This window comes from Rhabdochlamydiaceae symbiont of Dictyostelium giganteum (assembly GCF_964291045.1).
In the GTDB taxonomy this organism is placed as follows: Bacteria; Chlamydiota; Chlamydiia; order Chlamydiales; family Rhabdochlamydiaceae; genus PALSA-1444.
On sequence record NZ_OZ197277.1, the window covers coordinates 922,239 to 937,359 of the forward strand.

15 protein-coding genes are annotated in these 15,121 nt (G+C 39.0%); 4 read left to right on the plus strand and 11 right to left on the minus strand.

The annotated features are described in order from the left end of the window. Positions 1 to 440 precede the first annotated feature (440 nt). Both ACI7T6_RS03165 and ACI7T6_RS03170 read left to right on the plus strand, forming a co-directional pair. Positions 441 to 1,793, plus strand: a complete 1,353-nt coding sequence (locus tag ACI7T6_RS03165) for a hypothetical protein (RefSeq protein WP_404664972.1) — start codon at positions 441 to 443, stop codon at positions 1,791 to 1,793. Between the two features lie 265 nt (positions 1,794 to 2,058). Beyond that, complete coding sequence (locus ACI7T6_RS03170) at positions 2,059 to 2,961, plus strand: hypothetical protein (protein WP_404664973.1); 903 nt, start codon at positions 2,059 to 2,061, stop codon at positions 2,959 to 2,961. Positions 2,962 to 2,965: 4 nt separating this feature from the next. Here ACI7T6_RS03170 and ACI7T6_RS03175 read toward each other — a convergent pair whose 3' ends face one another. The 6 genes from ACI7T6_RS03175 to ACI7T6_RS03200 form a co-directional block, all read right to left on the minus strand. Beyond that, positions 2,966 to 3,574 (minus strand): hypothetical protein, encoded by a 609-nt coding sequence (locus ACI7T6_RS03175; protein WP_404664974.1) that lies wholly within the window; start codon positions 3,572 to 3,574, stop codon positions 2,966 to 2,968. Between the two features lie 81 nt (positions 3,575 to 3,655). Beyond that, on the minus strand, positions 3,656 to 4,285 hold the full coding sequence (locus ACI7T6_RS03180) for a YIP1 family protein (RefSeq protein ID WP_404664975.1): 630 nt from the start codon (positions 4,283 to 4,285) through the stop codon (positions 3,656 to 3,658). Positions 4,286 to 4,643: 358 nt separating this feature from the next. Next, positions 4,644 to 4,883 (minus strand): acyl carrier protein, encoded by a 240-nt coding sequence (acpP, locus tag ACI7T6_RS03185; protein WP_404664976.1) that lies wholly within the window; start codon positions 4,881 to 4,883, stop codon positions 4,644 to 4,646. Between the two features lie 30 nt (positions 4,884 to 4,913). Beyond that, positions 4,914 to 5,666, minus strand: coding sequence for a 3-oxoacyl-ACP reductase FabG (gene fabG / locus ACI7T6_RS03190; protein WP_404664977.1), 753 nt, complete (start codon positions 5,664 to 5,666; stop codon positions 4,914 to 4,916). Beyond that, positions 5,653 to 6,582, minus strand: a complete 930-nt coding sequence (gene fabD / locus ACI7T6_RS03195; protein ID WP_404664978.1) for an ACP S-malonyltransferase — start codon at positions 6,580 to 6,582, stop codon at positions 5,653 to 5,655. The genes fabG and fabD overlap by 14 nt, the downstream gene beginning before the upstream one ends. Beyond that, entirely contained in the window at positions 6,575 to 7,576 is a 1,002-nt protein-coding gene (locus ACI7T6_RS03200) for a beta-ketoacyl-ACP synthase III (RefSeq protein ID WP_404664979.1), read from the minus strand. The genes fabD and ACI7T6_RS03200 overlap by 8 nt, the downstream gene beginning before the upstream one ends. A gap of 272 nt (positions 7,577 to 7,848) precedes the next feature. Here ACI7T6_RS03200 and ACI7T6_RS03205 point away from each other — a divergent pair, with 272 nt between their 5' ends. Then, the gene (locus tag ACI7T6_RS03205) at positions 7,849 to 9,120 is read left to right on the plus strand and encodes a replication-associated recombination protein A (protein ID WP_404664980.1); all 1,272 of its coding nucleotides are present in this window, start codon (positions 7,849 to 7,851) and stop codon (positions 9,118 to 9,120) included. On the opposite strand, the gene dnaG is transcribed toward ACI7T6_RS03205, so the two are convergent. After that, on the minus strand, positions 9,117 to 10,901 hold the full coding sequence (dnaG, locus tag ACI7T6_RS03210) for a DNA primase (protein ID WP_404664981.1): 1,785 nt from the start codon (positions 10,899 to 10,901) through the stop codon (positions 9,117 to 9,119). The genes ACI7T6_RS03205 and dnaG overlap by 4 nt on opposite strands. 226 nt (positions 10,902 to 11,127) lie before the next feature. Between dnaG and ACI7T6_RS03215 the strand changes: the two genes are divergently transcribed. Continuing rightward, the gene (locus tag ACI7T6_RS03215; protein WP_404664982.1) at positions 11,128 to 11,862 is read left to right on the plus strand and encodes a hypothetical protein; all 735 of its coding nucleotides are present in this window, start codon (positions 11,128 to 11,130) and stop codon (positions 11,860 to 11,862) included. Here the strand turns inward: ACI7T6_RS03215 and ACI7T6_RS03220 are convergent. From ACI7T6_RS03220 to nusB, 4 genes are read right to left on the minus strand one after another with little or no spacing between them, the layout of a single operon-like run. Further along, positions 11,782 to 12,930, minus strand: a complete 1,149-nt coding sequence (locus ACI7T6_RS03220; protein WP_404664983.1) for a bifunctional folylpolyglutamate synthase/dihydrofolate synthase — start codon at positions 12,928 to 12,930, stop codon at positions 11,782 to 11,784. The two genes, ACI7T6_RS03215 and ACI7T6_RS03220, sit on opposite strands and share 81 nt — an antisense overlap. Then, positions 12,927 to 13,766, minus strand: a complete 840-nt coding sequence (locus tag ACI7T6_RS03225) for a PHP domain-containing protein (RefSeq protein WP_404664984.1) — start codon at positions 13,764 to 13,766, stop codon at positions 12,927 to 12,929. The genes ACI7T6_RS03220 and ACI7T6_RS03225 overlap by 4 nt, the downstream gene beginning before the upstream one ends. Continuing rightward, a complete protein-coding gene (gene murB, locus ACI7T6_RS03230) occupies positions 13,763 to 14,629 on the minus strand; it encodes a UDP-N-acetylmuramate dehydrogenase (RefSeq protein WP_404664985.1) in 867 nt (288 codons plus the stop codon). Before murB ends, ACI7T6_RS03225 begins: the two co-directional genes overlap by 4 nt. Then, on the minus strand, positions 14,619 to 15,038 hold the full coding sequence (gene nusB / locus ACI7T6_RS03235) for a transcription antitermination factor NusB (protein WP_404664986.1): 420 nt from the start codon (positions 15,036 to 15,038) through the stop codon (positions 14,619 to 14,621). The genes murB and nusB overlap by 11 nt, the downstream gene beginning before the upstream one ends. Positions 15,039 to 15,121 lie beyond the last annotated feature (83 nt).

Below are 15,121 nucleotides of genomic sequence, written 5' to 3' on the forward strand. Positions count from 1 at the left end.
AAGCAGATAAAAAGCTCTCAGGAATTTCTCAAATAAACATAGAAGAAGTCCAAGCTCTTTTAAGACATTTAATTTATAAACAACAAAGTTTAGGCATTTAAGGCCCCGAAAATAATCCCTAGATTACTACATCTCTATCCAAAAAAAACTTGGCTTAAGCTCCTCCTCATCTTGACATCTTTGAATGAGAAAAAAACATCCAGGATACAGGATACACAAATGTTAAAAAGCCCTGCTTAAATTCATTTTAAATTCAACTCATGACAACAGTTGATACAGTCATTATTTATGATAATTAGAAAAAAAGGGTTTTCTTATTATTTGTAAATAATCTATAGTTCCTGTTCGAGAGGCGGTAATTTTTTAAAAAAAATAAAAATCTATCTATTAACGCCTGAGGCGCGCATAAATTTTTTTTCGAACCTATAGGATATATATTTATGAAAAGCACTCCTTTAGATGACTTCTTTACTTTTCTCATGAAGGGAAATCTTCCTCTTGAGCGAAGGTTTTCGCCAAGTAGCTGTGTGAATGAAGAAGCTGTTTCTGAAAAACTCGAAGAAATCAAAAATAAGACTCAAGCGATATGGAATGAAATCAAGATCAAAACAGTGTATTGCACTTTTTTATCTTTAACAACCGCTTTACTCTTTACCCATCAAATCAAACATATTGCTACCCCTCTTAACTTTTTACAGTTAGCGCCTCTTTTATTTTCTACAATTGCGCTCACCATGGCATCCATTTTTTTAAGTTACCGCGCTTTTCAAGCCCATGCTCATTTAAAAAAATGCGATGAATATAGCGATGTTTTTCAATTTAAACAAAAACTCATGCAATTTGATCTGAATGCAGAAAATGAAACAGGTCTTCAACATCTCTTAGCTCTTGAGAACCAGTGTACGCCACCTTTTTATCAAAGAGCTATCGACTCTTTTCGGCAAAATGAAAAAAATCAATTAGTTAAAGGATATTTTTCCTCGATGTCTTTAGATATTAATGACATTTTTTTCAATCTGCCTATTCACTTGGTTAGCACTTACTCCATTGAGGATAATAGCAGCTCTTTCAATATTAATGATCAAGTGACTCCCTTTCTTGTAAAATACCCTTCTCTCAATCATATTGAGCCATTTTTTAGCCCTTCTCTTTATCTCTACTTCTCAACAGCTCTTCAAAATGTGAAAACCATTATCCATAACCATCTAGATTATGTTCCTTCTGAGGCCAATGTTAACTTGGCTTTGCAAGATGTTAAAAATATTGCCTATCAATTTTTAAACTCTTCCTATCAGGAACCTCATTTTAGTGATTTCTTCGATCAATTTTGTAATAAAAAGCGCATTTTTTCTACGGAAGAGGCTCAATTTCATGCCTTAGGGCTTCTTTGTCATCAACTTGTACAAAGTGCAGATTACCGATTAACAGCCTCCTTTGCAGTTAAAACTCATCATATGAAAAATATCTTAACTGAGCCTAATCTTTCACTATTAGAAATTGCTAGGCAATCATATCAAGATCATTTTATTGGCGTTCTTCTTTTTCTCCATTTTAAAGTCATGTTCTATACAGAACCTAATGACTACGCAAGCTTAGTTGTAAAAAAAGCTGAAGAAGACCCATCCACTCAGCGCTATCAATCTTACCGCCTATTCCTGAATATGGTAAGACATGCTAATCCTGAGCTCCCTATTTATCATGAGGCTCTTCATCAATTCCTCCTGGCGTTTAGCGATTTTAAAAAATCATTCCTAAAAAAAACACAAGGGCCCAATCACACACAACTTGCTTAAAAAATAAAATTTGCGTATCTAAAAAGACTATTTATTGAATCCAAAAATAAAGCTTTAAGCCTCTTTTTAGATAAAATATTCTCTTAAAAATCACTGAGTGATTTTTACATCTCCTTATGGGTAGAAAAAATTCTATATCTATCACATTCATAATGGATCACACTTGCTAAGCTGCAACCTCTCGCCTCTTCTTTTTTACAAAAAATAAAATAAATTCTTTTCTTTTAATGAACCCTTTCTAATAATCACCTTTTATAGGAGTTTTATGAAACGGTATTACGCTATAGCTACAATGCTATTTTTATCTTCTCTCAAGGCCTCTTCTTACGGCTTTTCAGATTACAATTTTATTAACCCTTCTACCCCTTATCAAATAGAGGGTACTACCCATTACGTGGATAAAGCCTTTTTTAAAGATCAAACAAAAGGGCATCTTCACTACGGTGATGCTTCAAACACACTTTACTACACCCACTTTATCGATGAAGAAAATAGCCTAACTTATGGAATGGGCTATGATTTCTTAAACCTGGGGTGGAAAAATAACCCAGCTTTTTTAGAAAATCAGTTTCATTATCTAAATGGTTCTGTGGGGTTTGTCTCTACAACGCTTAAAGATTGGCGGTGGGTCATCAATAGCGGATTTTCTGTGGATACTAAAGGCCTTAATTTTGGACAATCAGCTGTCTATCATGGGATGCTTTGGGGAAGATACGATACCACAAAGAATATTGGCGTCAATGTTGGGGCTCTAGGTTGGTACGGGGTAAAAAATGGAAGAGCCTTTCCTATCTTTGGTATTGACTCTTGCTATAGAGATCACTGGAAAATCCAAGCTATTTTCCCTCTTGATGCCTCAATTTCTTATCAACTAGATAAAAATTGGCTGCTCGGGGTGATGTATGAAAATGTAGGCGGGCCTTATAAATATCCAAGAAGAGCTCACCACCCTTTAATAGAAGAGTCTTCTCCAATTTTTATGATCAAATCAACAGGCATCACAGCTTTACTGCAGTTTAATCAAGAAGAGCACATTCAAGCTTCTCTTGGCGCAGGTTGGAATTTAGGAGGATCACTCTTGATTAAAGATTCCACCAATCATAATGGAATCCGTTACCCCTTCCATTCAGCCCCCTACGCGCAAGGAAACTTCTCAATGAATTTTTAAAATACTACGATCTTGCAGCTGTTTTTCCAGGGGAGAGCTTAAATGAGTCAATAAATTGTTTGTAATGAGTTTCATCATAACTTGGGATTTCACACTCCATCGCCATGAGATACAAACTGTTTTTTACCATTACAGCTCTACCCTTAAAATAGACGTTTCCTGCACTAATAAAAAAATCAAGGGCTTCATGACCATCCACTAACACTAAATCTGCAAAAAGAAGTTGATTCGTGGGATTATAGGTTAAAATTCCATTTAAAAAACTCTCTAAGCTCCCTTGAGCATACCCCTCATCCACAAAATCGGGATACTGGGCAACGAGTAACATAAATACCGAATCTGACTCAGAAGAAGAGATATAAGCATCATACTTGAGCTCAAATCCAGCCTCTGGCATGGTCATTTTTTCAGAAATATGTTCAGGTTCTGTGGGCATGTATAGTGAGCAGTTACTGCTTTTTGCATAATATTCTGTCCAGCCAACAGGAATAATGGGCTGCGTGAGTGTAGATAGTGGTTTAGGATCAGAATACAACATCGAAGAGCTGCTCAAAAGAAAAAGCCCTCCCATTACAACCGTTGCTATCTTTTTTAACCTTTTGATTTGAATCATATGTTCTCCCCTATACTTATGATTGATCTATTTTGAAGACGCCCCTTTGATGAAGAAAAAAGGGGTTTTACCACCTAATCATTAATAAAATAATCCCGGTACGATCACAGAAAAAACGATGCATGCTCCCATGATAACAAGAGCCATTAAGAGCAGGTTAAAAAGCGCCTTCCATGTAGAAAATTGCTGAACCTCTGCTAATGTTTTAAGCATGATAACGCAGCCCCACACTCCAGCTACAAATTGAAGTAAAGAGCTCACTCCTAAAAAAATCATCTCGGATGATGTGAAAGCGGTTTGAAAAAAACCTGAAGTAAAAAGAGTCTCTTTAAAAACAATCATTTGAATGATCCAGATGAGAAGCGTTACCCTTGATACAGAACTTGACCAACTCACTGCAGCTCTTATCCCAGAATATCCTCCCTTACCGCCAACCCACTTCCCTGTCCAATAAAGAAGAGAAGAGGTGATATTAATGCCTATCCATCCTAAAACTAGCCCTCCTATAGCACCGCTAATAATGATGGTAAGTAGGGATGCCTCATCTCCAACATAGGTGTTTTGAAAAATTTGTAATAGAAGAGGAAATCCATAAATCCAATAAAGTAAAGGGAGACAATACCCAGAACTGTACCGAATAATCGCCCGAATTGTTGCCCTTGGATGAATCCAAATCCCTAGCCAAGGATTGACAGACAGCTTTTTTTGCATGTAAACTCCTTCCCTTTTCCCCTAGCCTTTAATGGAGGGGGCTTTATGCTTAGGGTAATAATTAAAATTATAATTTTCAATATTATTTTATCACAATAAGAGAGAGTTAAAGAAAATCACTATTGATGCGCAAGAGAATCAATGAGATAAAATCAAAAAATAGGATTTTATTTTTTTCAATTTTATAAAAAAGAGATAAGCTAAATTTAAATATTAAATAAGAAAATCGATTTAGTGAGAAAATCACTCTCAAAATGATTTGAAGAAGTGCAAATATGAACCCGATAAAAAAAATGTATTTTATCTTCAATAAAACAGTTTAAAGCAGGTAAAGCACCTGCTTTGAACCATTAAAGAATTAAATGTTTTTCTTTTTTTGAATAAAAGAGACAACATCTCCTACTGTTTTAAGTTTTTCCGCTTCTTCTTCAGCGATTTCAAAACCAAAACGTTCTTCAAATGTCATAATGAGCTCTGTGAGATCAAGAGAATCTGCATTAAGATCTTCAATGAACGACTTATTTAAGCCGACATCTGCAATGTCAACACCGAGTTGTTCAACCACGATGTCAATGACGTCTTTTTCTAAAGATGACATAGTATAGTTTCCTTTTTAAAAAAATTCATATTACATAACCATTCCACCATCAACAGTCAATACTTGACCTGTGATGTAATTGGACATAGAGCTTGCTAAGAAAAGCGCTGCATGCGCAATCTCTTCTGGGGATCCAAAACGATTAAGCGGTATTTCTTTAAAAATCGCCTGTTTTTGATCTTCTGTCAGTTCATCTGTCATCGATGTTTCGATAAATCCAGGAGCGATGCAGTTAACACAAATGCCCCGGCTAGCAACTTCTTTTGCTAAAGATTTTGTCATCCCAATCATCCCCGATTTTGAGGCGGCATAATTTGTTTGACCAGCATTTCCCATGAGGCCAACAACAGAAGAGATATTAATGATTTTACCCCTCTTGGCTTTTAGCATTGGCCGGATTAAAGCTTGCGAGGTGTTGTAGACTGATTTTAAATTGACATTGATAACACTATCCCAATCTTGCTCTGTCATTTTCATGAGAAGTGTATCTTTTGTAATCCCTGCATTATTGACCAAAATATCCACTGTTTTCATCTCACTTAGCACTTCTAAAATCGCTTCATCAACGCTTTTTTTATCTGCAATATTTAAAAGCTTAAATCCAAATTTCTGATCGGAAGAGCCCCGTTTTTCCATTTCCGATACTACCTCTAAAGCTCTTTCTAAATGGGTTCCAAAAATGATAACAGAGGCGCCCTCTTCTGCAAATTTAAGGGCAATCGCCTTTCCAATTCCACTTGTTCCCCCTGTGACAAGAGCTACTTGCTGCTTAAGTTGTGGCATATAGGCTCTCCAGGAGGGTTAAATCACTGATTTTTTCAATGGATAACGTAGGAGCTAAGACACCCATTTTTTTATTCATGCCTGCAAGCGTTTTTCCAGGGCCCATTTCAATGTAAGTTGTGATATTTTCTTTTTGCAGTGTTGCTATACCTTTTTCCCAGTAAGTCGTACTCACAACTTGCTCTATTAAAGAAGATCTAATTAAAGAACTATCACTTACAATTTCCCCTGAAACGTTCATCACAAGATTAACTGGGCTCTTTTTTAATAAGACCTCTTGAAGCGCTTTTTTTAATTTTAGTTGAGCAGATTTCATTAAAGGAGTATGAAACGCTCCTGAGACATCAAGAGGAAGAATACGTCTTGCTCCTTCTGCTTTTAGCATCTCTTCTGCGCTGCCCATATGTTCTTCATAGCCAGCAATCACCACTTGACCTGGACAGTTAAGATTGGCAATCCAAATCCCTTCTGGTAAAAAAGAGGCTACTTTATCAGGATTAAGCCCCAGTACAACCCGCATCACGCCTCTTTTCTCCTGACACGCCTCTTGCATGAGCTTTCCTCTTAAGGCAACAAGCTTAAGACAGCTGATGAAATCGATTTTATCTGCAGCAAAAAGGGCTGTATACTCTCCAAGACTTAAACCTGCACACGCTGTAGGGGTTAAAAAAGGGAATTCTTTTTGAACGTTATTTAAGATGACAGCAGACATAAGAAAAATGGCAGGCTGGCTGTATCTTGTTTCTGAAAGGGTTTCTAAAGGCCCTTCAAACATCACCTCTTTAAAAGAATACGATAAACAATCTGATGCCTCTTCAACAATTTGACGAGCCGTTGCAAAATTTTCGTAAAAATCTTTGCACATGCCCACATATTGAGATCCTTGTCCAGGAAAAATAAACCCATATTTATTCATAAGTTAAAACAGATGCTCCCCATGTTAATCCTGAGCCAAACGCCGGAAGTAAAAGATGATCTCCCGGTTTTAACTGATTTTCCTCTAGTAGCTCATCTAAGGCAATACCCACAGATGAAGCCGATGTGTTACCGTATTTATGAATCGTTACAAAAACTTTTTCCATCGCAATATTAAATCGTTTAGCTAGCGCTTCAATGATCCGGATATTCGCTTGATGAGGAACAAGCCAAGTGATGTCTTCTTCTTTAAGCCCAGATTTTTCAATAGAATCTTTTGAAGCAGACTCCATCCTCCGAACAGCATGTTTAAACACCTCTTTCCCCTCCATCTTTAGAAAATGGAGCTCTTCTTCAACAGTTTGCTGCGAGGCTGGCCTACGAGATCCTCCTGCAGGAAGAATGAGTAAATGCGATAGATCTCCATCTGCACCAAGTGTCACATCTTGAATTTTCAGTCCGCTCCCTTGTGAAGAGACAACAGCTGCAGAAGCGCCGTCCCCAAAAAGAACACATGTATTGCGGTCTTTATAGTTCACAATGGAAGAGATTTTTTCTGATGCAATACAAAGAACATTTTTATAAATGCCCGATTCAACAAACGCTTTTGCAATGGATAAAGCATAGAGGTAGCCCGTGCAAGCTGCCTGAATATCTAAAGCAGCTGCTTGTTTAGCGCCAAGTTCACTTTGAATGAGACACGCTGTGCTTGGAAAAATGTAGTCAGGTGTGAGCGTTGCACATAAAATAAGATCAATATCCCCTACTGAAATCATCGCTTTTGTGAGCGCTTTCTGAGCGGCTTTAACTCCCATGTGAGAGGTAAACTCATCAGGGGCCGCAATTCTTCTTTCTTTCATCCCTGTACGCGAGACGATCCACTCATCATTTGTTTCAACCATTTTTTCTAGGTCTTGATTCGTTAAAACGCGTGAAGGGAGGTAGCTTCCTGTCCCAATAATCCGGGCTTGTTGTTGAATTTTTTGCATGTGCATCCAGTATACATAAACTCTTAAAAAAAGAGAACTCTCCATCCTCAATTAACTTCTAAGAACCATTTACATGTTTTTTGTTAGATAAGCTTGGGGTAGAGAAAATAGACTCTTTTGATCCCTAGTAAGCGCTTCTAAGAACATAAGAGAGCTTACCTATGGGATCATACCTTTTTAGCTTAGGTGATGGTGCTTGACTTTGTGAGTTTCTACTGAATTATATAGAGATATTTCTTTGATGTTCTCTTTACCTCATATGCTATAAAATAGGGTATATGAATAAGATCCCTCTTGCTGAGCTCATGAGACCTCAAACCCTTGAAGAAACATCAGGGCAGAGCCACTTAATTTCTTCTCAAGGGTTTTTAACCCATCTCATTGAGGCAAAAAAACCGCTCTCTCTTCTTCTGTGGGGCCCGCCTGGCTGCGGCAAGACAACTCTTGCTAAGCTCTATGCAAATTCTCTAGATGCCCATTTTTACCCTATCAGCCCCCTGATGCACGGCATTTCGGATTTAAAAGCGCTCATTGAAAAGCAACGTCAATCACCCCTCCTTTCTCAAAGACTCATCATCTTTGTGGATGAGATTCACAGGTTTAATAAAGCGCAGCAAGATATTTTCCTCCCTTATCTTGAAAACGGAACCTTGATTTTAATTGGAGCCACCACAGAAAACCCCTCCTTTGCTCTGAATAAAGCGTTGATATCAAGGCTCCGTGTGTTACAGCTTCATCCTCTTTCTGATGATGAGCTAGAAAAAGTGCTCTTACGGTATGAGTCTAAAGTGCGCAGTCTACATCTTACTTTAGAAGCTAGAGTCCTTCTCATCCGTATGGCTCAAGGAGATGCAAGACATCTCTTAAATCTCATTGAAAATATTGAGCACGATTTAGGAGAGATCACACCTCAAAAGTTAGAGCTTTTAGCGCAGCAAAGGCCAGCTTTATACGACGCTCATGCAGATACGCACTACCAGCTGATTTCAGCTCTTCATAAAGCAGTGAGAGGATCAGATCCTGACGCCTCTTTATATTGGCTCTCAAGAATGTTAGAAGGAGGAGAGTCCCCTCTTTATCTTGCAAGAAGAATCACCCGTATGGCCATTGAAGATGTTGGACTTGCCGACCCTGAAGCGCTTTCAAGGTGTCTTCACGCCTGGGAAACGTATGAGAAATTAGGCTCACCTGAGGGGGATTTAGCGCTAGCAGAAGCTATTGTTTACTTAGCGCTTGCTCCTAAGAGTAATGCCATTTATACCGCCTTTAAACAAGCAAGAGCTCTTGCAAAAGAAACCTCTCACTTTCCTCCCCCACCTTGGATTATCAACGCGCCTACTTCCTTGATGAAAGATTTAGGGTACGGTAAGGGGTATGTGTATGATCATGATGCAGATGACTCTTTTTCAGGGCAAAACTATTTCCCTCCTGGCATGGAAAGAGTCTCTTTTTACCATCCTCGCTTAAGAGGATTTGAAAGAGAGATGAAGAAAAGAGCTGATTATTTTCAAAAACTTCGGGAGCAAAAAGCGGAAGAAGAGAAGCTTTAATCAGAAGATAGCTCTTGGACAAAGGGAACTTGTTTTTTTAAAAGATCAAATTGCCTTGCAAGATTTAGAGCCTCTTCTTCAGAAAGAGATCCCCCATGAAGGGCAATTTTAATCCTCTCTCTCTCTTCTAGCCAGTTTCTCTCTAAAAGCCGCTTAATGGTTAGCCGGATCATATGATCTGCTTTATCAAGATGCACTTTCCGACTCATGACAGTTTCCACAATAGCTTCTTCTTCTCCTTGCTCAACGCCTGTTGCAAGAGAGAGAAGATCAAGTTTTTTCCCCTCTTCTTCAATCTCTAAAAACTGCGCATAGAGTCTTTGACAAAGCGCCATTTTCAGTTGAGAAGGGTTGATATTATTTCTAGCTAACTGAAAAAACTCTGACTCTTTCTCTCCTGAAAATAACAAGAGTCTTAAAAAATCTGTCTCTAAAATATGGTTAGCATCAATACGGTTTTGAGAGGCACCTTCTTTAGGAATCACAGGTGCTTCAAGAGAGAGTCCTTGGGTGATTACATGAACAGGGAGTTTTAAAAGAGTAGCTAGTTTATTTAAGCTTTCATGAACAAGAACAGGCTGCTCCCAGCTTCTAATCCGTTTGGTGATGAGGTCAACCAGCTGCTGCTTACCTGCAGGAGTTGCGGTATCAATTGTTTTAGAAAATTTATTCACGATAAATGTGAGATAGTCAGTAGGTGTTTGAAGGAGTTTTTCAAAGGCATGTTTTCCTTTTTTTCGAAGGAGAAGATCAGGGTCAAACCCAGAGGGTAGTTCAACAATCCATACGGCAATCCCTTTCTTCTGAAAGAAATCTCCAATCTTGACACTCGCCTCTTCTCCAGAGAGATCTCCATCAAGAGAAAGATACACCTTTTCAACCCCCAGTTGAATGAGCTCTTTCACATGATCTTCTCCAAATGCTGTCCCCTGCCCGGCTACTGTCCAATCAAACCCTTGATCAATGAGTCTTAAACAATCAATTTGCCCTTCCACAATGAGCGCTTTTTTCTCTTTCATGATCTGCTTTCTGCTATAGTGAAGACCAAATAACACGTGAGACTTTTTAAAAAGAGGCGTCTCTGGACTGTTCACATACTTTCCGCCAGAAGTTTCTTCTTTAAATTTTCGCCCTGAAAATCCAATCACATTTCCCATTCCATCACAGATCGGAAACATGATTCTTTCAATGAAAAAATCTCTTGAATTTCCTTGATCAGAGGTTAAAAGAAGACCCGATTTTTCTAAAGCTTTCTCCGAAAACCCTTTGGCATAGAGCAGCTTTTGAAGCGCTTTTCGGTAAGATAAAGCGTATCCTAGTTGAAACTTTTTGATGAATTCTAAAGTAATGCCTCTTTGATAGAGATAGTGAAGAGCAGGTTCTGCTTCTTTTGCATGCAACAGTAAATAGTGATAAAGTCTAGCTGAGAGCCCTAAAGCATCTTTAAGGACCCCTCTTGGCACTTCATCTTTATCTTGCGCTTCAGTTTTTTCAAGCACCACTCCAAATCTTTCCGAGAGCCACTCTAAAGACTCTACAAACCCTAAGCGCTGAAAATTCATAAGAAAAGTGATGGCATCTCCATGAGCTCCGCACCCAAAACAGTGGTAGTGATGATCTCCTTGACGGATCATAAAAGAGGGGCTTTTTTCCTCATGAAAAGGGCAAAGACCTTTATAGGTTGACCCTATTTTTTTAAGAGTGACATAGGCCCCAATGACTTCTGATAAAATAATCTTATCGCGTAAAAGATTGATACTTTCTTTCGTATATAAAGGCATACTCCCCCTAGTCTAATGGATTAACATCTCCTTAGCAAATAAAATGGTAAGTTAAAGCAGGGAAGAGCCATGAATTAAAAAATATTCATAAGCCTCAAAGATTTAATAAGAGTACAACTTAAAGGAGTTATCTTAACCTTCTTCTTAAAAGCGAAGAGTGCCTCAGATAAAAAAGTTTTACGCCTCCTCTTGCCATTATTTTCCTAACAGAGTATGAAAAAGAGATATGCGTAAACAGCCATCTCTTCATTCTGTTAAACACTCTTTATTTTGCCGTAAAATGGCAAAGGTTCATCAAGATATCACTGCCCTTGAAGATAAGATCGATGCAAAGCTTCCTATGTACCCTAAAAACTACGCTCTTTTCATGAAAAAACTAGGGAAGATGTCTTCGCTTCTCTTATCCCTTGAAAAGATGACACCTGAAGTTAAAATACCTCTTTACCGTGATCTTAAAACAATGCGGGAGAAAATTATTACGCTCTATTCGTTGATCGATTCTGCCTATCTTGACACCCAAATTGATCAGCTTCGCCTCACTTCAACTCTTTTAAAAAGCTGTGTACAAAACCGTCAAAAAAGAGCTGTCATTCAAAAGACAAATGACGCCCGTGAGCAGATTCATCACATTTTAGCCCACTTCCTCCCCTCTTTTAAGGAGAGAAGAGTGCTTGTCATGGCAAAGCTTGTGATTGAACAGGCGGAATATTTCTTATTAAATCAAACGATGCCATCCATTTGTCTCTCGGAAAAGCTGTTTGAAGAGGCGGAAATGATTTTAGAAGAAGTGGCTGACTATCTAACAGACAATAACCCTAAAGCGATTAAAGCTCTCATGAAGTCCGTTTCTCTCACGCAGAAAAAAATCATATCCGCTTATTTAGAGCCTAAGGATCTTCTCACGAATGTCCTTCATGATGTAGAAAGAGCCGCACACCAAAATGTCCGGTTTGCAAGCTAGAGCTTGGCTCAGTGCAGATTCTACCGTTTGACACGCTGTAAAATGTGTTCTGTTGTTTTTTGTTAAAATCTCTGCAAGAAGTGGTGTAGGAGCGCTTCTTGAGGTAGAGGCTTGAACAAGAAAAATATGCTGCGAGCGATTAGCTAGCTGAAGTAAACAGTTTTCTAAATCTTTATCCAGTGATAGGGAGACGATGCTATTTATAGGGCGCCCTGGATAACTTTGATCCCACATCTTGATTAAAGAAGAAAACCCTTCAGGGTTATGAGCGACATCTAAAGTAAATCTTCCGATTGTTTCAAAGCGGCACGGAGGATTGACTCGAAGCCCTTTTTGAATGGCTACGGGATCTAAATGAAAATAAGATTTTAGCTGATCTATGGCAACCTGTGCAATCTGTTTATTTTCCTCTTGATAAGACCCTTCTTGAAAAGGGGTGATATAACAAGGGGCATAGAGCTCTTTTGCGGTGTTAATGACACTTTCTCTTGCAGCTTTAGGGCCTAAAACAACAGGTGTTAAAGGTTTAATAATACCGCACTTTTGAAAAGCGATCTCCTCAAGACTTGAGCCTAAGACATCTTGATGATCTAAAGCAATGGTCGTGATGACAGAAAGTAAGGGCATGATACAGTTTGTAGAGTCATAAAGCCCTCCCATCCCTGCTTCAATGATGGCAATATCCACTTTTTCTTCCGCAAAGTAATCAAGTCCTAAAAGAGTTGTATAGTCAAAGAAGCTAAGATTGGGATAATGTGTGAGGAGGAAAGGAAGATGCTCTAAAATAAATGCCTGAGGAATAAGCGCTCCATTCACTTGGATCCTCTCTTCAAAATGATAAAGATGAGGTGAGGTAAAAAGAGCTGCTCTATACCCTGATTCTTCAAACACTTTAGCAAGTTTGGTAGAGACGGACCCTTTTCCATTGGTTCCTGCCACATGAACGGCGGGGTATTTTTTTTGAGGGTTACCAAGACCCTTTAACGCCTGGCTTAAAAGAAATTGATCTTGAAGATGTTTAGATCTTCTTTTGAGAGATAACTCTAAAATGAGCTCTTCAAAGTTCATACACAATGACGTTCAAAAATTTGATAAAATGTTTTTTCATCCACACCTTGAATCCCTAGCGGAATCTTGGGCTTAATGATCCCGTGAAAATCTGATCCTCCGCTGACAATCCACCCTTTTTTTTCTGCAATCTCTGCCCAGTAACGGCCCTTATCTTGGCTAAAATTTCCGTAGAAGCATTCAATGCCGTTAAAGGGGCACTGAAGTAGTGCCTCGATGGGGAAATTTGACTGCAATAAATGCGGATGGGCAATAAAACTCTTACCCCCTGACGCCCGGATCACCTCTAGGGTTTCATGAACAGAGATGCTAGGTCCTTGGGCATAAAACGGTTTACCCTCTCCAATATAGCGGTAAAACGCCTCTTTAATCGATTTGACATACCCTCTCTCAAGCATCATCTTAGCAATATGCGGTCTTCCTACCATTTGACCTGGATATTTTTGATAAAGCGCCTCTAAGGAAAATATCATCCCTTCTTGAGAGAGCTTTTCTAAAATGATTTGATTTCTTTCATACCGTCTTTGTAAATGCAGCTGACATAGAGCTTGAATAGAGGGCGCCTCAATATCGATATCATAGCCAATTAAATGCAGATCGAGCCCTTGAAAGGCGCAAGAAAATTCCACCCCAACCCCTAAGTGAATCCCGATCTTTTGCGCCATCACCTTCGCTTCTAGATATCCAGCTAATGTGTCGTGATCGGTTAAACATAACCCTTTAAGCCCTTTATCTTTTGCATGAAGAACAAGCTCACTTGGAGATAGTGAGCCGTCAGAGGCAGTTGAGTGGCAATGTAAATCTGCCCAAGGAAGCGCTTTTAAGGATTTTTTCATGAACTATTTCCCTGGTAGGGAATATGACGCAGTTCCATTTCAAGATGCACACCTGTCTTGATATGCACTTCATCTTGAACATATTTTGCAAGTGTCATCACATCATGAGCTGTTGCATTTTGCTCATTGACAATGAAATTGCCATGAAGAGGTGACACTCTTGCTCCTCCATAAGAGGTGTTTTTAAGATGACACTCTTCAATGAGCTTTCCTGCAGATTGAAATTCAGGATTACGAAAGACACACCCTGCTGACGCATCATCATACGGCTGCGTTTCTGTGCGGTATTTCACAAGAGAAATTTGCTTTTGCCTTGCCTCTAAAGAAGGGGTAAGCTGAAAGGTAACAGAGACAATCATGCCTTGCATTTCATGAAACTTTGTCCAGCGGTATCTCCAAGGGATCTCGTCTTGAGAGAATGTATAACTCTCTCCTTCTTCTGATAAAAAGGTGACTTCTTTCACGGTTTGAAGGGTTTCTTGTCCATTGGCTCCTGCATTCATGAAGACAGCGCCCCCCACAGAGCCGGGTATTCCTGAGGCAAACTCAAGGCCTGTCCACCCCCTCCTAGCTGTTTGAGAGCCTAGAAGAGAAAAACTATACCCTGATCCGACAGAAAACATCCCTTCATCTTCTTTCATCCAGTGAAGTTTATTTAAAATGACAGCTCCATTAAACCCTTGATCATCAAAAAGAGTATTAGACCCTTTTCCTAAGATAAAATGGGAAATACCTTGCTGTTTACAGAAAATAAAAGCGTCATGAACATCTTGCACTGAAGAGACGGTGATTAAATACCTCGCTATACCTCCGATTTTAAACGTTGTGTACGGAGCTAAGGAGGTATTTTCTTCAACTTTCATTCGGATCTTTTTGAGCTTGATAGATGGTGTCTAAAATCGCGTTAATAAACCCTGACCCCTCTGTTGTAGCAAACTTCCTCGTTAACCGCATCGCCTCAGAAATGGCTACCTTAGGAGGTGTTTCTTGATCGTATAAAATTTCAAAGATGCCTAAACGGAGTAAGCTTTTTTCTACCTGAGGGATACGGTCAAATTCATATCCTGTCGCATACTTTTGAATCAGCTCATCGATTTTTTCAAGGGAAGTCCGGATGGCTTTCACCGTATCTTGAGCCATAAAAAGGTATTTTTTTGTCGTCTTGTGGTATTCCATGAGGAAAAAAATGTTGTCTTCTTGGAACGGTTCAAAATGGTCGCTGTAAAGAAGATGGAAAACGATTTCTCTAAGTTTCTGTTTAGGTAAAGACATATGGCAAAAAGTATATCAGGTTGAGTTCACAGCTTCAAGAGGTGATCTCAATTTGAAAAAGGGAAAGGAAAGCATTCTCAAAA